Here is a 17,195-nt window from a genome sequence, read left to right on the forward strand (position 1 = left end):
AATACATATTTTGCTGTTTATCACTTCAAAAAATCCTCCCCAAAACCTCCTCCCGATAACTCGCTCCAATCGGTAAAGACTCCTTTTTGCCAATATCCAACATATTGCCCTCCAATGTTTTGATTTGGTCAATCGCCACGATATAGGATTTGTGAATCCGCATAAAACGGTCAGTAGGTAAGTCTTTCTCCAACTGTTTCAAAGAATAAAGCGACAAAATCTGACCTTGTGGTGCGCCTTGAATGGTAAATATAACGAAGATTTAGCTTATTGCCTAAAGAATCGTTTGATTTTGTGAAGAGAAAGCAAAATGTCCAGAGAGTGAAAGTCTCTTACAGGCGGGTGTGACGACTCGAACTGTTAGCAAGCTGCAAGGTGGTTTGGGGCGACCCAAGCACTGGAAGTAAGCAGGACTGCAAAGGTCGGTACTGACGAACAGAAACTGGATATGAGGCTGTATAGGTCGGGTAAGGTAGCCACGCATACTAACGCCCTAAACATCAATTATTTGATGCTGTACTTATACAGTAGATTCAGCAGGGATTGACCGAAGGATATTTACCTTACCGAGGGAGGTCTGTAATTGTAAAGACGGAGGCAACGCATCAGCCGAAGAGCAAACACCGCTTGGTAACAAGCAAGGTGGCAATTGCAGAAGTCAGCAGAGGTCATAGTAGCCGAGCATTGATTGCTCATGGCGAAGGACTGAATCTTACCCTTTTGGAAATTGGATAGGGAGCTATGTTGTCACCCATTGCTGTAAAAGCATAGACAGATAGTAGCCCTATGTTAAAGTACAAAATAGCTGGTGATGGTGAAAAGAGCATCATCGGAGATGGGTAGGAAACCGCCGAGTACGAGACCCGTACGCTCGGTGGTGTGAGAGGTACTCCCGTAGGCAAACCGCTTACGGGCTACCTACTCGATTGGTATAAAAAGATACATATTCCCGCATACTTTGGATGTAGTGAATATCGTCAAATTTGAGGCGATGCACCCGATGTTCGGATTTGACCAAAATGTAATCCTTTTCCTTTGAAGTATCACCCGTTTCCTCTGTATTTGAAGGAATTAAATTGGTAGAAGGATATTTGGTATTTGCAGCCACATTTTGAGCAGTTGCCTTCAATTGCAGCATTTCATTAGCTTTATTGACCGCCTGCACAAAGCGTTGAAAACTAAAGGGTTTCAATAAATAATCTGTCACATCCAAAGCATAGCCTTCTAGTGCATAATCGGAATAAGCAGTCGTAAAAATCACCAGCGGTTTTTGCTGCAAAGTCTTCAAAAGTTCGATTCCCGTCAATTCGGGCATTTGAATGTCCAAAAAAAGCAAATCCACTGTTTGTTTTTGCAACACTTCAATTGCTTCAATGGCATTTTTGCATTTTCCAACTAGCTCCAATTGCGGCAAACGTCTAATGAATGTTTCGAGTAATATCCTCGCAAGCTCTTCGTCATCTACTACTAAGCATTTTATAGTTGTGATCATTTGGTTATTTTTAGTTTTAAATGATTGAAATTCTCGCCCGTTCAAGTGTCCTCACTTGAACGAAATCCTTGCAGCAATTTTCCAAACTTGCGATTGTATAGAGGTAGGAGTGTGGACACTTCTCACAAGAATTTTGTTCAAGCCAAGAGTCTTGAACAGGCAATAAAAAAGCATCTGCCGTCAATCGCCCACTGTCCTCAAACCTCCATCTCCAGTAATACCCGAAACCTTTTCCCATCTTCTTCAATCTGCAAATCATGTTTTTGAGGATACATCAACTCCAATTGACGTTTCACATTTTGCAGCCCAATGCCCCCCGTTTTGTCTTTGGTAAACGCATGAGAAGGAATACTGTTGGTGACTTCAAACACAATTTTCTGCTCCAAAACCTTCAATCCGATGCGAATCCACCCCTTATTTGTATCTTCAATTTTGCTGTGTTTAAAGGCATTTTCGATAAAAGGAACAAACAACAAAGGCGCAATCATCAAATCTGGGCGGTGTTTGTCAATCTCCACTTCAATATTCAGTCCACTGCTATCCTTCAATTTGTAGAGGTCAATAAAGTTTTCGATGTAGGTAATTTCTTTGTGAAGCGGCACTTTGTCTGCCTTACATTCATAAAGCATGTACCGAAGCATATCCGAAAGTTTGAGCAAATTATCAGGCGCAAGGTCGGACTTGATGACCGTCAGCGTATAGATATTGTTCAGCGCATTGAAGAGAAAATGCGGATTGATTTGAGATTTCAAAAAATTCATTTCCGCCTCCAATTTCTCCTTTTGAAGTTGGACACTTTCTTTCTCTTTGTTTGATGCGTAGCGGGCAACTTCAAATAAAGTACTGCCAATCAATGAAGTAAAAAAAGGCATAGAATAACTTATCAAACACATATTGAAGAATGACTGCGCCTTATCTGAATCAGCAAATGGCTTGTTGGGTTTTCTGCTAATGTATTCTGCCCATGGTGCTAAATCCCAGTCAAACAAAAAGACAAGTAGGGCAATCAATAGAATTGCAGCAAAAATATAGGCAGTTTGTCTTTTTTGGAAATAAAGTTGAGGTAGCAACACTTCAAGGTTGATGTATATAAGGATGGCTATGCCCGCAAATGTTATCAAGCTGCGGTAAAATGTCTTGCTAAAAAAATTATCGGAGGAGAGAATAAGCGGTATCAGTAACCACAATCCTCCCCAAAACAGGATTTGTAACCAAGTGCGTTTTGCTCCAATGTAGTTCATGACGATGGGTTTTGTTTGTTTTCGTAAAATTGAAGTAAATAAACAGAAGCACAAAGTTTAATCAATGAACAGGCTGTTTTTGTCAATGAAAAAAGATTCTAAGCCCAAATCGGTGAAATGAAACTTGGGAAGTTTCCTCTTTTGAAAAATCTCTAATTTATTTTGCTAAGAATCAATTTTTTAAGAAGTAAATTTTCAAAATCTTTACCCTTTTCAAAAAAAAGAACAAGTTTCATAGAGGAAATCACCTCGTTCATTGAATAATTTTGGCACAGGCTACAAATTGCGGCATTTTTGCAGTGTTGATAATCAATAACCGATTTTTCAACGTCACTTTACATTTCGCTTTTGAAGCTGTCAACCATAACCGCATCGAAATCGAAACCTGTGACAATCATTATTTTTTTATCATTCTATTTAAAATCTCAAAAAATGAAATTAGCAAGCAAATTAATGTTATCATGTTTGATGTTGTTGTTGGGCGTAAGCTCTATTTACGCTCAAAAAGCCAACCACAAATTCGGTGACATGAACCCCGAAGAAAAGGCGAAAAAACACTCCGAAAGAATGACCGAACAATTGGGGCTTTCGGATGCACAAGCCAACAAAGTCTATTCCATCAATTTGGAATACAGCCAAAAAGCAAAATCTCTTTTTGATGGCACTGCGGATAAAGAAGCTGCCAAAGAAAAGATGAAAGAGTTGAGAACCAGCCAAAAAGCTGCAATTGAAGCCGTTTTGACTCCCGCACAATTGACCAAATTACAAACCCTTGAAGCAGAAAGAAAAGCCAATAGAGGAGAACACAAAGGTGGCTTCAAAGGTGGTAAAAAAGGAGGTCATGCGAATATGAACCCTGAAGAAAGAGCGCAGAAACACACCCAAAAAATGACCGAGGAGTTGGGATTGTCCACGACACAAGCATCTCAAATTCAGTCTATTTTGTTGCAGTATGGCAATAGAAAGAAAGTCCTTTGGGAAAATTCTACCGACAAAGAAGCCACCAAAGCGAGCATGAAGGATTTGATGAAAAGCCAAAAAGCAGCGATTGAAGCCGTTTTGACTCCTGCACAAATCACCAAAATGGAAGCCTTGAAAGCCGAACACAAAGCTCAAAGAGGTGAGCATAAAGGCGGCAAACGAGGAAGCCAGAAATAGTAGCATAGTAGAAAGTATTTAGGTTATCAATAAGAGTACATCCATTTGTTGAAGCAATGAGATGAATGGATGGCTCTTATATTTTTTAGAATAAATTCCCTTCTTTCAATTCATTTAGACTTTGGACGAGGGAGCAGAGATGCGAGAAGTGAGATATTAATCATTTGATAATAAATGATTTACGATTAAACGACAAAAACAAGTAAATTATTGATTACCAAATCTTGACATCTTGCTTCCTGCTTCTCACTTCTTTCGTCCAAAATTCATATTTAACCGTGCATAAAACCATGAAAAACTTAATTTTAGCCCTAACTATTTTATTTACCAGCCTTTCTGCAATGGCTCAAAATGCAAGCCTAACAGGAGTCGTTCAGTCGCAAGCCGATAATACTACCCTGCCAAGCGCACACGTTTCTTTGACGGGAACAGATGTGACTTTTGAGCAAACTGTTGTCACCAATCTTGATGGCGAATTTCGTTTTGAAGGTTTGGAGCGAGGTGCTTACACATTGAAGGTGTCCTTTTTGGGTTTTGAAGAACTGCAAAAAAGCCTTGAAATCACCAAGAAAAACAATGATATCGGCAAACTTTTTTTAGCCGAAGAAGTAACCGAGTTGGAGGGTGTGGAAGTAAAGGAAAAACTGCCTATTGCAGTACAAAAAGGAGATACTACACAGTTCAATGCCAATGCTTTCAAGGTCAATCCCGATGCAAATGCAGAGGATTTGATCGAAAAAATGCCTACGGTCGTGATTCAAGATGGCAAAGTACAGGCGCAGGGGGAAGATGTGAAAAGGGTATTGGTGGATGGTCGTCCATTTTTTGGTGAAGACCCCAATGCTGCACTCAAAAACTTACCTGCCGAAATTATCGACAAAATTCAGATTTACGACGAACAAAGCGACCAATCCAAATTCACAGGTTTCGACGATGGACAAAGCAGCAAAACCATCAACATCATCACCAAAGGCAATAGCAAAAACGGACAGTTTGGCAAGGTCTATTTGGGGTATGGTTTGGACAACAAATATGCTTTGGGCGGCAATATCAACCTCTTCAATGGTGACCAACGCATTTCGATTATTGGTTTGTCCAACAATGTGAATGTTCAAAATTTCAGCACCGAAGATTTGTTGGGTGTTGTGGGAAGCAGTGGTAGCCGAGGAGGAAGAGGCGGACGTGGTGGTGGAGGTAGTAGAGGTGGTTCTGGTAGCGGTGGAAGTCGTGGTGGTGGTGGTTTTGGAGGAGGCAGCTCGGTAAGCGACTTTTTGGTGAATCCGAGTGGTGGAATATCTACAACCAGTGCTTTTGGCTTGAATTTTTCGGACAAATGGGGCGAAAAAATGGAAGTATCAGGAAGTTATTTCTTCAACAAAAGCAACACTGAATCCATCGAAAACCTGCAAAGGGAATTTTTGGATGTCACCGATGCCAGCGAAATTTACACGGAAAATAACAACAGCGAAAGCAACAACATCAACCACCGATTCTCGGCCAAATTGGACTACAATATAGATAGCAACAACTCCATCACCATGCGTCCACGTCTGACATTGCAGCAAAACGATGGCTACTCAGCGACTTTCGGACAAACGGCTTTGGACAATACGCTTTTGAACCAAACGAGCAACAATTTTCTATCCGATTTGTCAGCAGTGGATTTCAGCAATAGTATTTTATTTCGCCACAAATTTGAGAAAGACCGCCGAACACTTTCGGTGAATGTGAACACAGGTTATACCGAAAAACAAGGTGAAAGCACTTTGGAGTCCGCCAATCAATATTTTACCGAAAGCATCAACGACTCTTTGTACCAACAATCTATTTTGGATGCTAATGGTTGGAAAGTAGGCGCAAACATTTCCTACACAGAACCTATTGGAGAAAAAAGTATGCTGATGTTGAACTACAGTGCGGATTGGCAACAAGACAAATCGGACAAAAAAACCTATGATTTTGACCCCAATTCAGAAGGATTCGACCAATTCAACGAAAACCTTTCCAATACTTTTGAGAGCCACGCATTTATCCAACAACTCGGTTTGGGCTACAACTATCGTCCCAACAAAGACCTGATGGTGATGGCAAGAGCCAACTTGCAGAAAACGACTTTGGAGAGCGATCAACTGTTTCCTAATGAACGACTTTTGAAGCAAGATTTTACCACCGTTGTACCTTTTGCAATGCTTCGATACAATCTTTCCAAACAAAAAAACATCCGTTTGGGCTACCGCAGCAACACCGATTTGCCGAATTTGGAACAGCTTCAAAATGTGGTCGACAACTCCAATCCGCTGCAATTGTCGCTTGGAAATCCCGATTTGACGCAGGCGTATCAACACAATATTTTCTCCAGATATTCTGCAACGAATACCGATAAATCCACTGTGTTTTTTGCGACTTTGAACTTGACTTTCAGTGATAACTACATCGGGAGAAGCACCTATTTAGACCAAACTGATAATCCGATTTTTGACAACCTCACCTTAGCAGACGGCGTACAATTGTCGCAACCTGTGAACTTAAATGGATACAGCAAAATCCGTTCTTTTATTACCTACGGTTTGCCGATTAGCCCCATCAAGTCGAATTTGAACTTCAATATTTCGGCAGATTATACCAAACAACCTGGCTTGGTAAACGATGAACTGAACTTTGCGAACAACTCGACTTTTGGTTTGGGCGCAGTGTTGAGCAGCAACATTAGCGAAAAAGTAGATTTCACGATTTCTTCTCGCTCTAATTTTAGCAATGTCAACAACAGCTTGAGAAGTGACTTGAACACCAGCTACTTCAATCAAAACACGAGCTTCAAATTGACTTTGACTCCAATTGAAGGTTTGGTCTTGAGAACCGATTTGAACCATCAATCTTACACAGGCCTTTCAGATGGTTTCAATCAAAACTTCCTATTGTGGAACGCCAGCATTGGCAAAAAACTCTTCAAAGACAACCGTGGAGAAATTTCATTGGCGGTGTTTGACATCTTGAAGCAAAACAACAACATTTCTCGTAATGTGACAAGTACGTATATTGAAGACAGTGAAACGAATGCTTTGCAGCAATATGCTCTCTTGACTTTTACGTATCAGTTGAAGCATTTTAACATAAAGTAAGTGGGAAGTGGGAAGTGGGAAGTGGGAAGTGGGAAGTGGGAAAAGGGAGTTTTTTCAAAAAATAATGAATTTTGGGTTTGAATACATTAGGCGTTGGAGCATGAATAGCTTCAACGCCTTTTTTTGCCTTCTATTTAGTTCGCCCTTGATTTTGAGGCATGAATCAAATGGTAGTTGTCACTATCATCTGCATCTACTGTTGAAATAATCTTCAATAAGGTTTGCTTTACTATTTCCTGTTTTAAATGAGCATCTAACAATCTTACAATGTATTCCAATAGCACTCCTTTAGCCCACTCAATGGAAACTCCTTCCGAAATTTCAATTAAATTATTTTTTGCAAGAATTTTATGTACCCCTTTACAAATCAAGCTAATTGAGTATTCTTCAATTAATTGATAATTAATTAAATTGGATGCCAAATATACATCTTCCCATTTATTTTCATCAATGCTTTTTAGCAATCTTTCTATCAATTGGTTATTGTTTTCAACACTATATTCAGCTTCTTCATTAACAAATAGGGAAGTCTTAGACATTTGATTAATAAATTCCTCACTAAGATTGAAAAACTCCTGCCATTCTTCCTCGCTTTCGATTTCCTCTTTGTTGCATAAATTTTCATACTTTCGATACGCTTGTTTTAAATTATTGTATTGTTGTGATAATTTATCCATGTTTTGTTTTCTTTTGAGTAGCGAGTTATTTAATTTGTAAGAGTTTTACACATACTAAACCAAATATCTATTTTTTTATTTTTATAGCATTAACAAGTGCTCATTTTATGGCTTAATCGTTATAAATTTATACTAACCTTTTAGGTAATGGCAAATCCTTTTCATATTTGAATGATTCGCAGGGGGATTATTTGCAGTCGAGAAATGGGACTGTGAGTTGGGTGGAGTGAAATAGGTGTAAGACGTGAAATTCATAGTTGGACTTTTGAAAATTAATCGGGTAATGTGTTTCTTATGTCTTGAGTCCAATACTTATATCCAAATCATCCTCCAACATTGCAGCCCCTTCACCAACCTTCACCTTCGACAAAATAGACTCCAAAATCGGCAACATATTGTTGAGGCTCTTGGTTTTAATCAGAAAATTCCAAACAGGCTCAAATTTTTTCCAACCGCCTGTATAGAAGAAGTGCTTCAATTTGTGCTTGTGCGATTCGTGTTGAAAACTCGATTTGAAGATGTTCTTCCAACTGTAAAACTCCTTGTATGCCCAATCGTAGCCGTTTTTGAGTTCCTCCGCCGACAATTTGATGGTTTGATAGACCACATTTCGGGTATCGTACAAATCCCAATTTTTGGTTAAAATGCGACCTTGCGCTTCCATATCTTTGTAGAGTCGAGTGCCAGGATAAGGAGTCAAAACGTGGTAGGTGGAAGTGGTCAAGGCATTTTCAACACCCCAATCAACGGTTCTTTGGAAGACATCGGGGCCGTCATCGTCCAGTCCAAAAACGAAGCTACCATTTATCATAATACCCAAAGAATGAAGGCGATTGACCGCTTTGATATAGTCTTTGTGGAGGTTTTGTTTCTTGTTGCTTTGTTTGAGGTTTTCGGGTGAAAAAGTTTCAAAACCTACAAATAAACTACGCAATCCCGCTTCTGCCGCCTTCTCAATCAAATCTCCTCGCAGTACCGAATCTATAGTTGCAGCCGCTTGAAAAACCCGATTCATGCCCTTCATTCCATCAAACAAGGCGGTCGCAAATTTGGAATTTCCGAGCAGATGGTCGTCCAAAAAATAGAGGTGTTTGCCTGGCAATCGGTCAATTTCGGCCAAAGCATCATCCACTTGTTGGGTGTAAAAAGTTCTGCCTCCTTCAAAAAAAGCGTCTTTGTAGCAAAAGTCGCAATGGTGTGGACAGCCCCTTGTCACGACAATTGAGTTAGGCACTAAATAGCGGTTGCGTTTGATTAAATCTCGTCTGATTGGAGGGATTTTATCCAAGGTTCGTATAGAGGAATTGTAAACTTTTTTGGGTGTGTTGTTTTTGAAGTCCTTCAAAAATTGAGGAAAAGTTTCTTCCCCTGGGCCCATGAAAATCGAATCTGCGTGTTCTGCCGCTTCAAAAGGCAAAGAGGTGACATGCAAACCGCCCAAAATCACATACGCCCCTCGACTTCGATAGTGGTCTGCAATTTTATAAGCACGGTAGGCATTGGTGATATATACTTGGATAACTACTAAATCGGGGAAGTCCTCTAAGTTAAGTGTTTCAACGTGTTGGTCTTGCAGGTCGATTTCATCGTTTGGTGAAAGGTAGGCGGCCAAAGTTGCCAAGCCAAGCGGCGGAAACAAGGAGTATTTGATGGGTCGCCAAAATGGACTTTCTGCTTCTGCCAATGCGGGTAATATCATTTTGACTTTCATGGGAATGTTATTTTAGAGTGCCTTTTTGAAAGACGATTTTGCGGACTCGCTGTTTGCCAAAAATATTCATCAAAAACGAAAGGGCAACGATGCAGAAGTCCACAAAAACGTTGGAGTGTTTGAGGTAATAGACATCCCAAAACCAAGAAGTTTTGCGGTGTTGTCCGCCATAGAGTTGGGCGAAACCCGTAATGCCTGGTTTGGTGTGCCACCGTTTTGCATGAAAATCATCGTCCCAATTCAGTCGCTCAATGTCGAATTGAGTCAAAGCCCTCGGCCCTACGATGCTCATGTCACCCTTTAGTACATTTATAAACTGCGGAAGTTCATCCAATCCCGTTTTTCTTAGCACCGCACCCGTTGGAGTCGGTGTGCCGCCCACCAAAGTCTGAAATTTCCAAATTTTGAAGGGAATCTTGTTTTCGCCAATTCGGTCTTGGGTAAAAAAGATGGGATGTTTTTCTTTGAAGGTCAGCAATACCGCAATGATGGACATGGGAATGGAAAAAATGGTCAAAGCCACGAAGGAGAAAAATAGGTCGAAGAGTCGTTTCATTAGTAGGCATTTAGACGAAAGATAACAGACACAAGACAAAAGATATAAGAAAGAACACAATCTCGCACGATCAAGTTTCCAAACTTGAGCGAAATTCTTGAAGCAAGTTTCAAACAGGCTTTTCTAAATATTATCCACCTTTATCTTTAATGCCTTCTTCTCCCTCCAATTCCCCTTTCTTCGGCAATCGCCCTGCCTTCTTCAATGCCTCATGAATCATCCACTCCAATTGTCCATTGGTACTCCGAAACTCGTCTGCAGCCCACTTTTCGAGTGCCTTGTACATTTCTGGAGAAATTCGCAAAACAAATTGTTTTTTCTTAGGCATGATTGTTTGGTGATTGGTTAAAATTAGTAATCGGTGACTAGTGAAATTAAGATATGGCAATTGAAGTAGAAACTACCCCAATTGCCATTTACTCAAATCATTTCATTGTTTTTTTGAGTTTGAGTTTGAATTTGAGCCTTGAATTTGAATTTCTCTACGGATAAAGCGTTCCTGCATTCACAATCGGACTTGCCGCCTTGTCGGAACAAAGCACAACCATCAAATTGCTGACCATTGCAGCCTTTTTTTCTTCGTCCAATTCCACGATTTGTTTCTTAGACAATTCATCTAAAGCCAATTCAACCATGCTTACCGCACCTTCCACAATCTTCAATCTTGCAGCGACAATTGCAGTCGCTTGTTGTCTTTGAAGCATGGCACTTGCAATTTCAGAAGAATAAGCCAAGTGACTAATCCGAGCTTCAATCACCTGAATACCTGCCATTGACAAACGCTCGACCAATTCACTTTCCAAAACATGGTGTACTGCTTCACCACCTGAGCGAAGCGATATTTCTGCTTCATCATCGTCAAAAGAATCATAGGGATAACGCCCTGCCAAATTTCGAACAGCGGCTTCACTTTGTATGGTAACGAACTTCTCATAAAAATCTACTTCAAAAGCAGCTTTGAAAGTATCGGTCACTCTCCAAACCAAGACGACTCCAATCATAATCGGATTACCCAATTTGTCATTGACTTTGATCAATTCACTATTGAAGTTCCTGGCTCTCAAAGAGATTTTCTTTTTGACCAAAAAAGGATTCGCCCAGTAAAAACCGTTTTCTTTAATCGTGCCTTGATAGTTTCCAAAAAGTATCAACACACGGGATTCATTGGGGTCGACAATGAAAAAGCCCATACTGCAAAAAATGGCAATGATAATGGGAATCATCCCAAACAGCAATTGAGGAGGCGGAAAAGAGAAAAACAGGAAAAAAGCTGTTGCAATTAAACCCATGATTATCAAAATCATGATGTAACCCGACAAAGCGGAACGAGAAATTTCTTGTTGTTGCATAGGATTGAAATTTTGTTTTTTGAATTACAATGATACTATTTTAATATCACTTTGGGTGCAAAAAGTTCCATTTAAATAAAGAAATTGAATAAAATTATTTTTTATGGATAGAGTAAATCGACAGAATTTCGGTTTTCCAACGGTAATAAACATAATCTTGATAAGGGCGTTAAAATTTTCTACTCAATAAACCTAATAACCCATCGAAAAATGTTTATACAGACTAAGAAAGTAATTAATATGTTATTTGTATTCATTCTCCTTCAATTAAATCTCAATGCAAGCAATATAGAGGGTAATAAACTTGACAAAAAAGAACTTACTTTTTATATACACCAAATTAGTGATACACTTACTAATTGGATATATGATGAATATTTATCTGAAAAAAGGCAGGAAGAATTGACTGATAATCTTCAAGATTTTTACCGTTTGAGAAACTATAAATCCTTATGGGTGGATGAAGAAAGAGAAATACTTACCAACCTTGCTTGTAATCTATTGGACAAACTCGAACAAGCCGATGAAGAAGGACTCTTAGTAAGTAACTATCGCGTGCCTGCAATGAGAAACTTACAAGAAAAGATTTTTGGAATAGGTATAGAACAGGAAGAAGCTGCAAAATTTGAAATTCAACTTTCACAGGCTTACCTTACTTATATGGAACATTTATCAAAAGGGCAATTTGAACCTGCAGAGATAGATACAGCATTTATTTTTGAAAAACGCAAAATAGATGTATTCAAACACCTTCAACAAACTATTAATAGCGGTGACATAAATTCTACGGTAAACGAATTGTCCCCTAAAATACCCGATTACAAACACCTCAAAACAACTTTACTCTATTACAACAAGATAAAAAACGATACAAATTTGCTGGAATTACCCATGGATTTGGTGCTGAAAGAAGGAGAAAAACATGAAGCTGTGCCTACAATAGCTACGTATTTGACAGCAACTGGCGATTTGTCTACTAAATATTGGCGTTCTTCTATGTCCAAAAAACAGTTGAAGGAAACATCTAATAAACAGTTCAATTCTCAAAAAGATACTAGCATTGAAGTGAATAAAACAGTTGCTACAAAAGACACTGCTAATAGAGCGGTGAGAGAAAAAGGTCTTTCAGAAAATCTAAATTCTCATACTTTTACAAAAGAAATGGTTGATGCTCTGAAAAATTTTCAAAAACGCAATAAACTGAACACAGATGGCATTATTGGGCCTAATACACTGCAAATAATGAATGTTCCTGTAGAGAAGAGAATCACTCAAATCAAACTTAATATGGAGCGAATGAGATGGCTTCCAGAAAATTTGGGTGAAAAATATGTATGGGTCAATATTCCTGCATTTCAGTTGTATTTTGTAGAAAATGAGAAAGTTACCTTAGACATGAAGGTCGTTGTTGGAGAATCATACAATCCAACTCCTGCTTTCAAAGACAAAATCGACCACATAGTATTTAGTCCTACATGGACTCCAACTCCAGAAATTGCAAAAAATGACCTTCTTCCTAAAATTAAGAAAAATCCTAATTACTTCAAAGAGAAGAATATGGTAATTTATGAAGATTGGAGTAGAAATGCCAAAAAATTAGACCCGAAAAAAATAAAGTGGACTAAAATCAGTGCAGATAATTTTCCTTTCAAATTGGTACAACAACCTGGTGTGGACAACTCGTTGGGGCGAGTGAAATTTATGTTTCCAAACGAAATGGATATCTATTTACATGATACTCCTGCTAAAGCTTTATTCAGTGAAAATCAAAGAGATGCTAGTCACGGATGTGTTCGTGTTGAAGATCCAAATGCTTTAACTGTGAAATTATTGGCTAAAAATGAAGGTAATTGGACAGAAGAAAAAGTAGCGGAATACATGAATAAGACAGAAACCGATGTAGAAAATTTAGTAGAAGCAGTACCTGTTTTTTTGGTGTATTTCACCACCTGGGCAGACCAAGATGCTATAATACATTTTGAGGAAGACGTGTATAAGTTTGATGAAAAACAATTAGCTATAGTTGAAAAATGAGAATACTTAGATTTTTATTAAATGTCATCGTTTTTATCATTGCAATGGCAGTACTTGCTGAGTACTTTCAGTTAATAAATTTGCATCCCAAATTTCCATCTTCCGAAAAGCAAGAAATCGGAAAAGAATACAACGGTGAATCAGATAACATCACAGTTATTGAGGATATTCCAAGTATCGAATTGGACGAAATCAGTGTAAAAGATGTTCAAGAGGAAAATGAGCAGAAAGGTGATGGGATGTATGAGAATATGCCGAATGATATCGCAGCAGAAGTGGCAGATGTTCCAGAAGAAAATATAACAGATGATGAAGATTCCGAACGCAATGTAGATGGAGTGAATACCATTGAGGTAAAAGTCAAAAAAAACAATCTTTTTAAAAATATACCCAGCTATGCCAAAGAAGATGTACTGACTTTTGGATTGATTTTCAATGGCATTGTATCTTACTTCAATGTATTTGGTGTATATCTACTTCCTGAAGAAGCTTTTGTTTTTGAAGTGGTTGGAGGCGAGAAATCCTCCCAAATAAAAGTGGTGACAACGAAAGGTAATTTAACCAAAAAAGACAATCATTCGTGGAAGTGGACAGCTCCTAAAGCTAGTGGATTATATACCATCGTTTTGACTCCTGTGGGGTCAAGCCAAACCATGAAAATCAACTGCTGGGTGATGACCCCAATGCCTTTAGGCAAAGAAGATTTGGTAATAAAAGACTTCAAAATAGGCAACTACCCTTCGCCTCAAAAGGAAGAACACGCTGCTCCAAAAGGGTTCATTGAAGTAAACAAAACGAATGAGAAAGCTTATGTTTCACCCAACTTTCAACTTTCCGAATTTTTGAGTAATCAAGAAGGGAAATGGAAATATCCTAACTATGTTTATCTGGACGAACAATTGCTGATAAAGTTGGAATTATTGTTGGCCGCTGTCAATGACGCTGGTTTGAAGTGTGATAAATTTGCAGTGTTGAGTGGTTATCGCACACCTTATTACAACCAATTGAAAGACAATGAAACTTATAGTCGGCATCAATTTGGACGGGCTGTAGATATTTACATAGACAATGATAACGATGGTTGGATGGATGATTTAAATAGGGACGGAAAACGGAGTTCTGAAGATGCAAAAGTACTGTATGATTTGATAGATAGTTTTCAAAAACAAAGTTGGTATAAACCTTTTATTGGTGGAATGGGTTTTTATGAGCAGAACTCGAGCAGAACTTCCTTTGTTCATATTGATGTTCGGACACAAAAAATCCCGATTCGTTGGTAAAACAATTGGCGAATTGTTGGATTTTCCTATATTTGTCTCAACACCAAATCAATTTCCCAATTCATGATAGAAGCAGTAAATATTAGAAAATCTTTTGATGATAAAGAAGTATTGAAGGGCATCACCGCTAAATTCGAAACAGGTAAAATCAACTTGGTCATTGGTTCGAGTGGTTCGGGCAAAACGGTTTTTATGAAATGCCTAATCGGATTGATGGAGCCAACATCGGGGGATGTGATATACGATGGTGTTAATTTTACCAAGCTGAACCGTAAGGAAAAGAAGGAAATACGTACCAAAATTGGGATGTTGTTTCAAGGATCTGCCTTGTTTGATTCGATGACCGTTCAGGAAAATGTGAAATTTCCGTTGGATATGTTCACCAATATGACACATAAAGAAAAACTGGATCGAGTGAATTTTTGTCTGGAAAGAGTAACTCTCAATGGAGCAAACGGCAAGTTTCCTGGTGAAATCAGTGGAGGAATGATGAAGCGTGTGGGTATTGCCCGTGCCATTGTCCTGAATCCCAAGTATTTGTTTTGTGATGAACCCAATTCAGGTTTAGATCCTAAGACTGCAATTGTGATTGACGAGTTGCTACACGACATCACCCAAGAATACAAAATGACGACTATCATGAATACGCACGATATGAATTCGGTCTTGGGAATTGGTGAAAAAATTGTGTTTTTGCACCACGGATTGAAGGAGTGGGAGGGCAACAACAAGGAAGTTTTGAAGAGCAAAAATGAGGCGGTGAATGATTTTATCTTTGCTTCGGAGTTTTTGAGAGCTTTGAGAGAAGGGGCGGGGAAGTAGGTGGATTTTTAAAGTTGGTTTTTGAAGGCTATAATTTTTTCTATGCTACTTTCAAAATAATGATTGTTAGGAATTTCTATTTTGCCTCCAAAATTCACCTTTTCGTTTTGAAAAGACATTTTGCTGCAAACCAATTCTTTTGCTGAACAGTGAAATTCCTTTGCGTTTGTTTTTTCCTTCAATGCTGCAATATTTTCGGAATTGACTCCCGAACCTACCAAAATATGAATCCTTTCACCCGCTATTTCAACAAGTTTACGAATCAAATCTGCCCCTTCAATAGCCGTCTGTTGTTGTCCCGAAGTCAATATTCGGTCGAAACCCAAGTCAATAATTTGCTCCAATGCTTCAAAAGGTTGTGAACAGACATCAAAAGCTCGGTGAAATGTAACTTGCATCGGTTTTGCAGCTTCAACAAGTAGCTGATTGCGTGCGGCATCTATTTTGCCATCCGATTGCAGTACCCCCAAAACAACACCATTTGCCCCTGCTTTTTTAGCAAAATCAATATCTGCCAGCATTAGTTCTATTTCCAAATCGCTGTAACAAAAATCACCTCCTCTTGGGCGAATCAATACAAATAGGTCAATTGTCAGATGTTTTCTTGCCAGTTGAATCGTTGCAGCACTTGGCGTAGTGCCTCCTTCAAAAAGATTACCACACAATTCCACTCTGTCAGCATCTGCTTTTTGTGCGTGAATGGCAGATTGCAGAGAGTTGGCGCAGATTTCAATTTTTATTTTCGGTTTCATCTTCCCATTCTTCAAAATGCAGTTTTTTGTCAATCAATTGGCCTTGGCGGTAAGTATATTCTTTTCCCAAACGGCCGTCTTCTGTCCAAACCAAAACTTTGCCGTTGAGTTGGTCATTTTCAAAATCTCGCTCTGTCCATTTTTGACCATCTTCGTACCACGAAAGCCATTTGCCATGTTTTTTGCCGTTGGTATAAGGTTGTTCGTATTTTACTTGACCGTTCGGATACCAATCATGAAAAACGCCGTGATTTAATCCATTGACAATATTGCCAGCATTCATTTTTTTACCATCCGCATAATAGGTAGTCCATTCGCCTGCTTCTATGCCATCTACGTATCGTTTTTCAGTAAACTTGTTGCCGTTGGAGTGATAAGAAACGACTGTACCCGTAAAAACTTTTCCATCTCGATAAGCAAGACTTTTACCTGCTTCATTTGACTTCATTTTTATTTCCTTGATATTCACTTCGCTAGGCTGTGAGCCAGAACAGGCTGAAAGGAAACACAACAAGATTACACAAAAGCTTAAAACCTTTGTTTTCATATCGAAAAAGTATTTTAATTATTTTTTTTGCGTATCCAATTTTCAAGTTGCCAATTGTCCCATTCTTCAGGGAGTAGCAATAATGGAACTAATAATACAGCTCTAAAAAGTACGTGCTGCAAATCCCATATTGGCATCATGACACCGTGTCCAAAAGATACGACCAGCAATACAGTTGCTAAAAGGTATAAGGCAAAATTGCGAAATAAACCAAGAATTAGCAAGCCGCCAGCGATTAATTCAACATAAGATGTGTAGTAGGCGGTAAGTTTGAGTATCCAAATAGGTAGGAACGTGGTTTCGTATTCGGTGAAAAAAGAATCGTACAGTTCTGTTACTCCAATGGAAAAGACTTTTCCATAGCCCTGCATCAGAAAAATGATGCCTAATAATAAACGGATAAAAAGCAAGGCAGCGTTTCGGTTTCGTTCGTTGTGTTGTTGCATAAACGAATAGA

17 protein-coding genes are annotated in these 17,195 nt (G+C 38.9%); 6 read left to right on the forward strand and 11 right to left on the reverse strand.

Annotated features, from left to right (window positions below; genetic code table 11):
• Nucleotides 1-25 precede the first annotated feature (25 nt).
• Nucleotides 26-217 carry a LytTR family DNA-binding domain-containing protein gene (locus R3E32_02765; protein MEZ4883634.1) on the reverse strand — a complete coding sequence of 64 codons (192 nt, stop codon included), beginning with the start codon at nt 215-217 and terminating at the stop codon, nt 26-28.
• 326 nt (nt 218-543) lie between these two features.
• On the opposite strand from R3E32_02765, the gene R3E32_02770 reads away from it, so the two are divergent.
• A complete protein-coding gene (locus tag R3E32_02770) occupies nt 544-735 on the forward strand; it encodes a hypothetical protein (GenBank protein ID MEZ4883635.1) in 192 nt (63 codons plus the stop codon).
• A 172-nt stretch (nt 736-907) separates the two neighbouring features.
• Here R3E32_02770 and R3E32_02775 read toward each other — a convergent pair whose 3' ends face one another.
• Both R3E32_02775 and R3E32_02780 read right to left on the reverse strand, forming a co-directional pair.
• Entirely contained in the window at nt 908-1,492 is a 585-nt protein-coding gene (locus tag R3E32_02775) for a response regulator (protein ID MEZ4883636.1), read from the reverse strand.
• Nucleotides 1,493-1,689: 197 nt separating this feature from the next.
• Complete coding sequence (locus R3E32_02780) at nt 1,690-2,733, reverse strand: histidine kinase (GenBank protein ID MEZ4883637.1); 1,044 nt, start codon at nt 2,731-2,733, stop codon at nt 1,690-1,692.
• Between the two features lie 432 nt (nt 2,734-3,165).
• On the opposite strand from R3E32_02780, the gene R3E32_02785 reads away from it, so the two are divergent.
• Both R3E32_02785 and R3E32_02790 read left to right on the forward strand, forming a co-directional pair.
• Nucleotides 3,166-3,891, forward strand: a complete 726-nt coding sequence (locus R3E32_02785) for a hypothetical protein (GenBank protein ID MEZ4883638.1) — start codon at nt 3,166-3,168, stop codon at nt 3,889-3,891.
• Between the two features lie 290 nt (nt 3,892-4,181).
• On the forward strand, nt 4,182-7,010 hold the full coding sequence (locus R3E32_02790) for a TonB-dependent receptor (protein ID MEZ4883639.1): 2,829 nt from the start codon (nt 4,182-4,184) through the stop codon (nt 7,008-7,010).
• Between the two features lie 134 nt (nt 7,011-7,144).
• Here the strand turns inward: R3E32_02790 and R3E32_02795 are convergent, their stop codons facing one another.
• The 5 genes from R3E32_02795 to R3E32_02815 form a co-directional block, all read right to left on the reverse strand.
• Nucleotides 7,145-7,687 carry a hypothetical protein gene (locus R3E32_02795; protein MEZ4883640.1) on the reverse strand — a complete coding sequence of 181 codons (543 nt, stop codon included), beginning with the start codon at nt 7,685-7,687 and terminating at the stop codon, nt 7,145-7,147.
• 292 nt (nt 7,688-7,979) lie between these two features.
• Nucleotides 7,980-9,398 (reverse strand): radical SAM protein, encoded by a 1,419-nt coding sequence (locus tag R3E32_02800; GenBank protein MEZ4883641.1) that lies wholly within the window; start codon nt 9,396-9,398, stop codon nt 7,980-7,982.
• Nucleotides 9,399-9,405: 7 nt separating this feature from the next.
• Nucleotides 9,406-9,954 carry a sugar transferase gene (locus tag R3E32_02805; protein ID MEZ4883642.1) on the reverse strand — a complete coding sequence of 183 codons (549 nt, stop codon included), beginning with the start codon at nt 9,952-9,954 and terminating at the stop codon, nt 9,406-9,408.
• A gap of 130 nt (nt 9,955-10,084) precedes the next feature.
• On the reverse strand, nt 10,085-10,282 hold the full coding sequence (locus tag R3E32_02810; GenBank protein ID MEZ4883643.1) for an Arc family DNA-binding protein: 198 nt from the start codon (nt 10,280-10,282) through the stop codon (nt 10,085-10,087).
• Between the two features lie 154 nt (nt 10,283-10,436).
• Complete coding sequence (locus R3E32_02815; GenBank protein ID MEZ4883644.1) at nt 10,437-11,303, reverse strand: SPFH domain-containing protein; 867 nt, start codon at nt 11,301-11,303, stop codon at nt 10,437-10,439.
• Nucleotides 11,304-11,543: 240 nt separating this feature from the next.
• Here R3E32_02815 and R3E32_02820 point away from each other — a divergent pair, with 240 nt between their 5' ends.
• From R3E32_02820 to R3E32_02830, 3 genes are all read left to right on the forward strand, one after another.
• Nucleotides 11,544-13,337: a L,D-transpeptidase family protein gene (locus tag R3E32_02820; GenBank protein MEZ4883645.1), complete on the forward strand. Its 1,794-nt coding sequence runs from the start codon at nt 11,544-11,546 to the stop codon at nt 13,335-13,337.
• On the forward strand, nt 13,334-14,617 hold the full coding sequence (locus R3E32_02825; protein ID MEZ4883646.1) for a hypothetical protein: 1,284 nt from the start codon (nt 13,334-13,336) through the stop codon (nt 14,615-14,617). The genes R3E32_02820 and R3E32_02825 overlap by 4 nt, the downstream gene beginning before the upstream one ends.
• A gap of 63 nt (nt 14,618-14,680) precedes the next feature.
• Nucleotides 14,681-15,439: an ATP-binding cassette domain-containing protein gene (locus R3E32_02830; protein MEZ4883647.1), complete on the forward strand. Its 759-nt coding sequence runs from the start codon at nt 14,681-14,683 to the stop codon at nt 15,437-15,439.
• 8 nt (nt 15,440-15,447) lie between these two features.
• On the opposite strand, the gene R3E32_02835 is transcribed toward R3E32_02830, so the two are convergent.
• The 3 genes from R3E32_02835 to R3E32_02845 form a co-directional block, all read right to left on the reverse strand.
• Entirely contained in the window at nt 15,448-16,191 is a 744-nt protein-coding gene (locus R3E32_02835) for a copper homeostasis protein CutC (GenBank protein ID MEZ4883648.1), read from the reverse strand.
• Nucleotides 16,169-16,639, reverse strand: a complete 471-nt coding sequence (locus tag R3E32_02840) for a toxin-antitoxin system YwqK family antitoxin (protein MEZ4883649.1) — start codon at nt 16,637-16,639, stop codon at nt 16,169-16,171. The genes R3E32_02835 and R3E32_02840 overlap by 23 nt, the downstream gene beginning before the upstream one ends.
• Nucleotides 16,640-16,752: 113 nt before the next feature.
• The gene (locus R3E32_02845) at nt 16,753-17,184 is read right to left on the reverse strand and encodes a DoxX family protein (GenBank protein MEZ4883650.1); all 432 of its coding nucleotides are present in this window, start codon (nt 17,182-17,184) and stop codon (nt 16,753-16,755) included.
• Nucleotides 17,185-17,195 lie beyond the last annotated feature (11 nt).

The sequence above is a fragment of the Chitinophagales bacterium genome, from assembly GCA_041392475.1.
In the GTDB taxonomy this organism is placed as follows: Bacteria; Bacteroidota; Bacteroidia; order Chitinophagales; family UBA2359; genus JAUHXA01.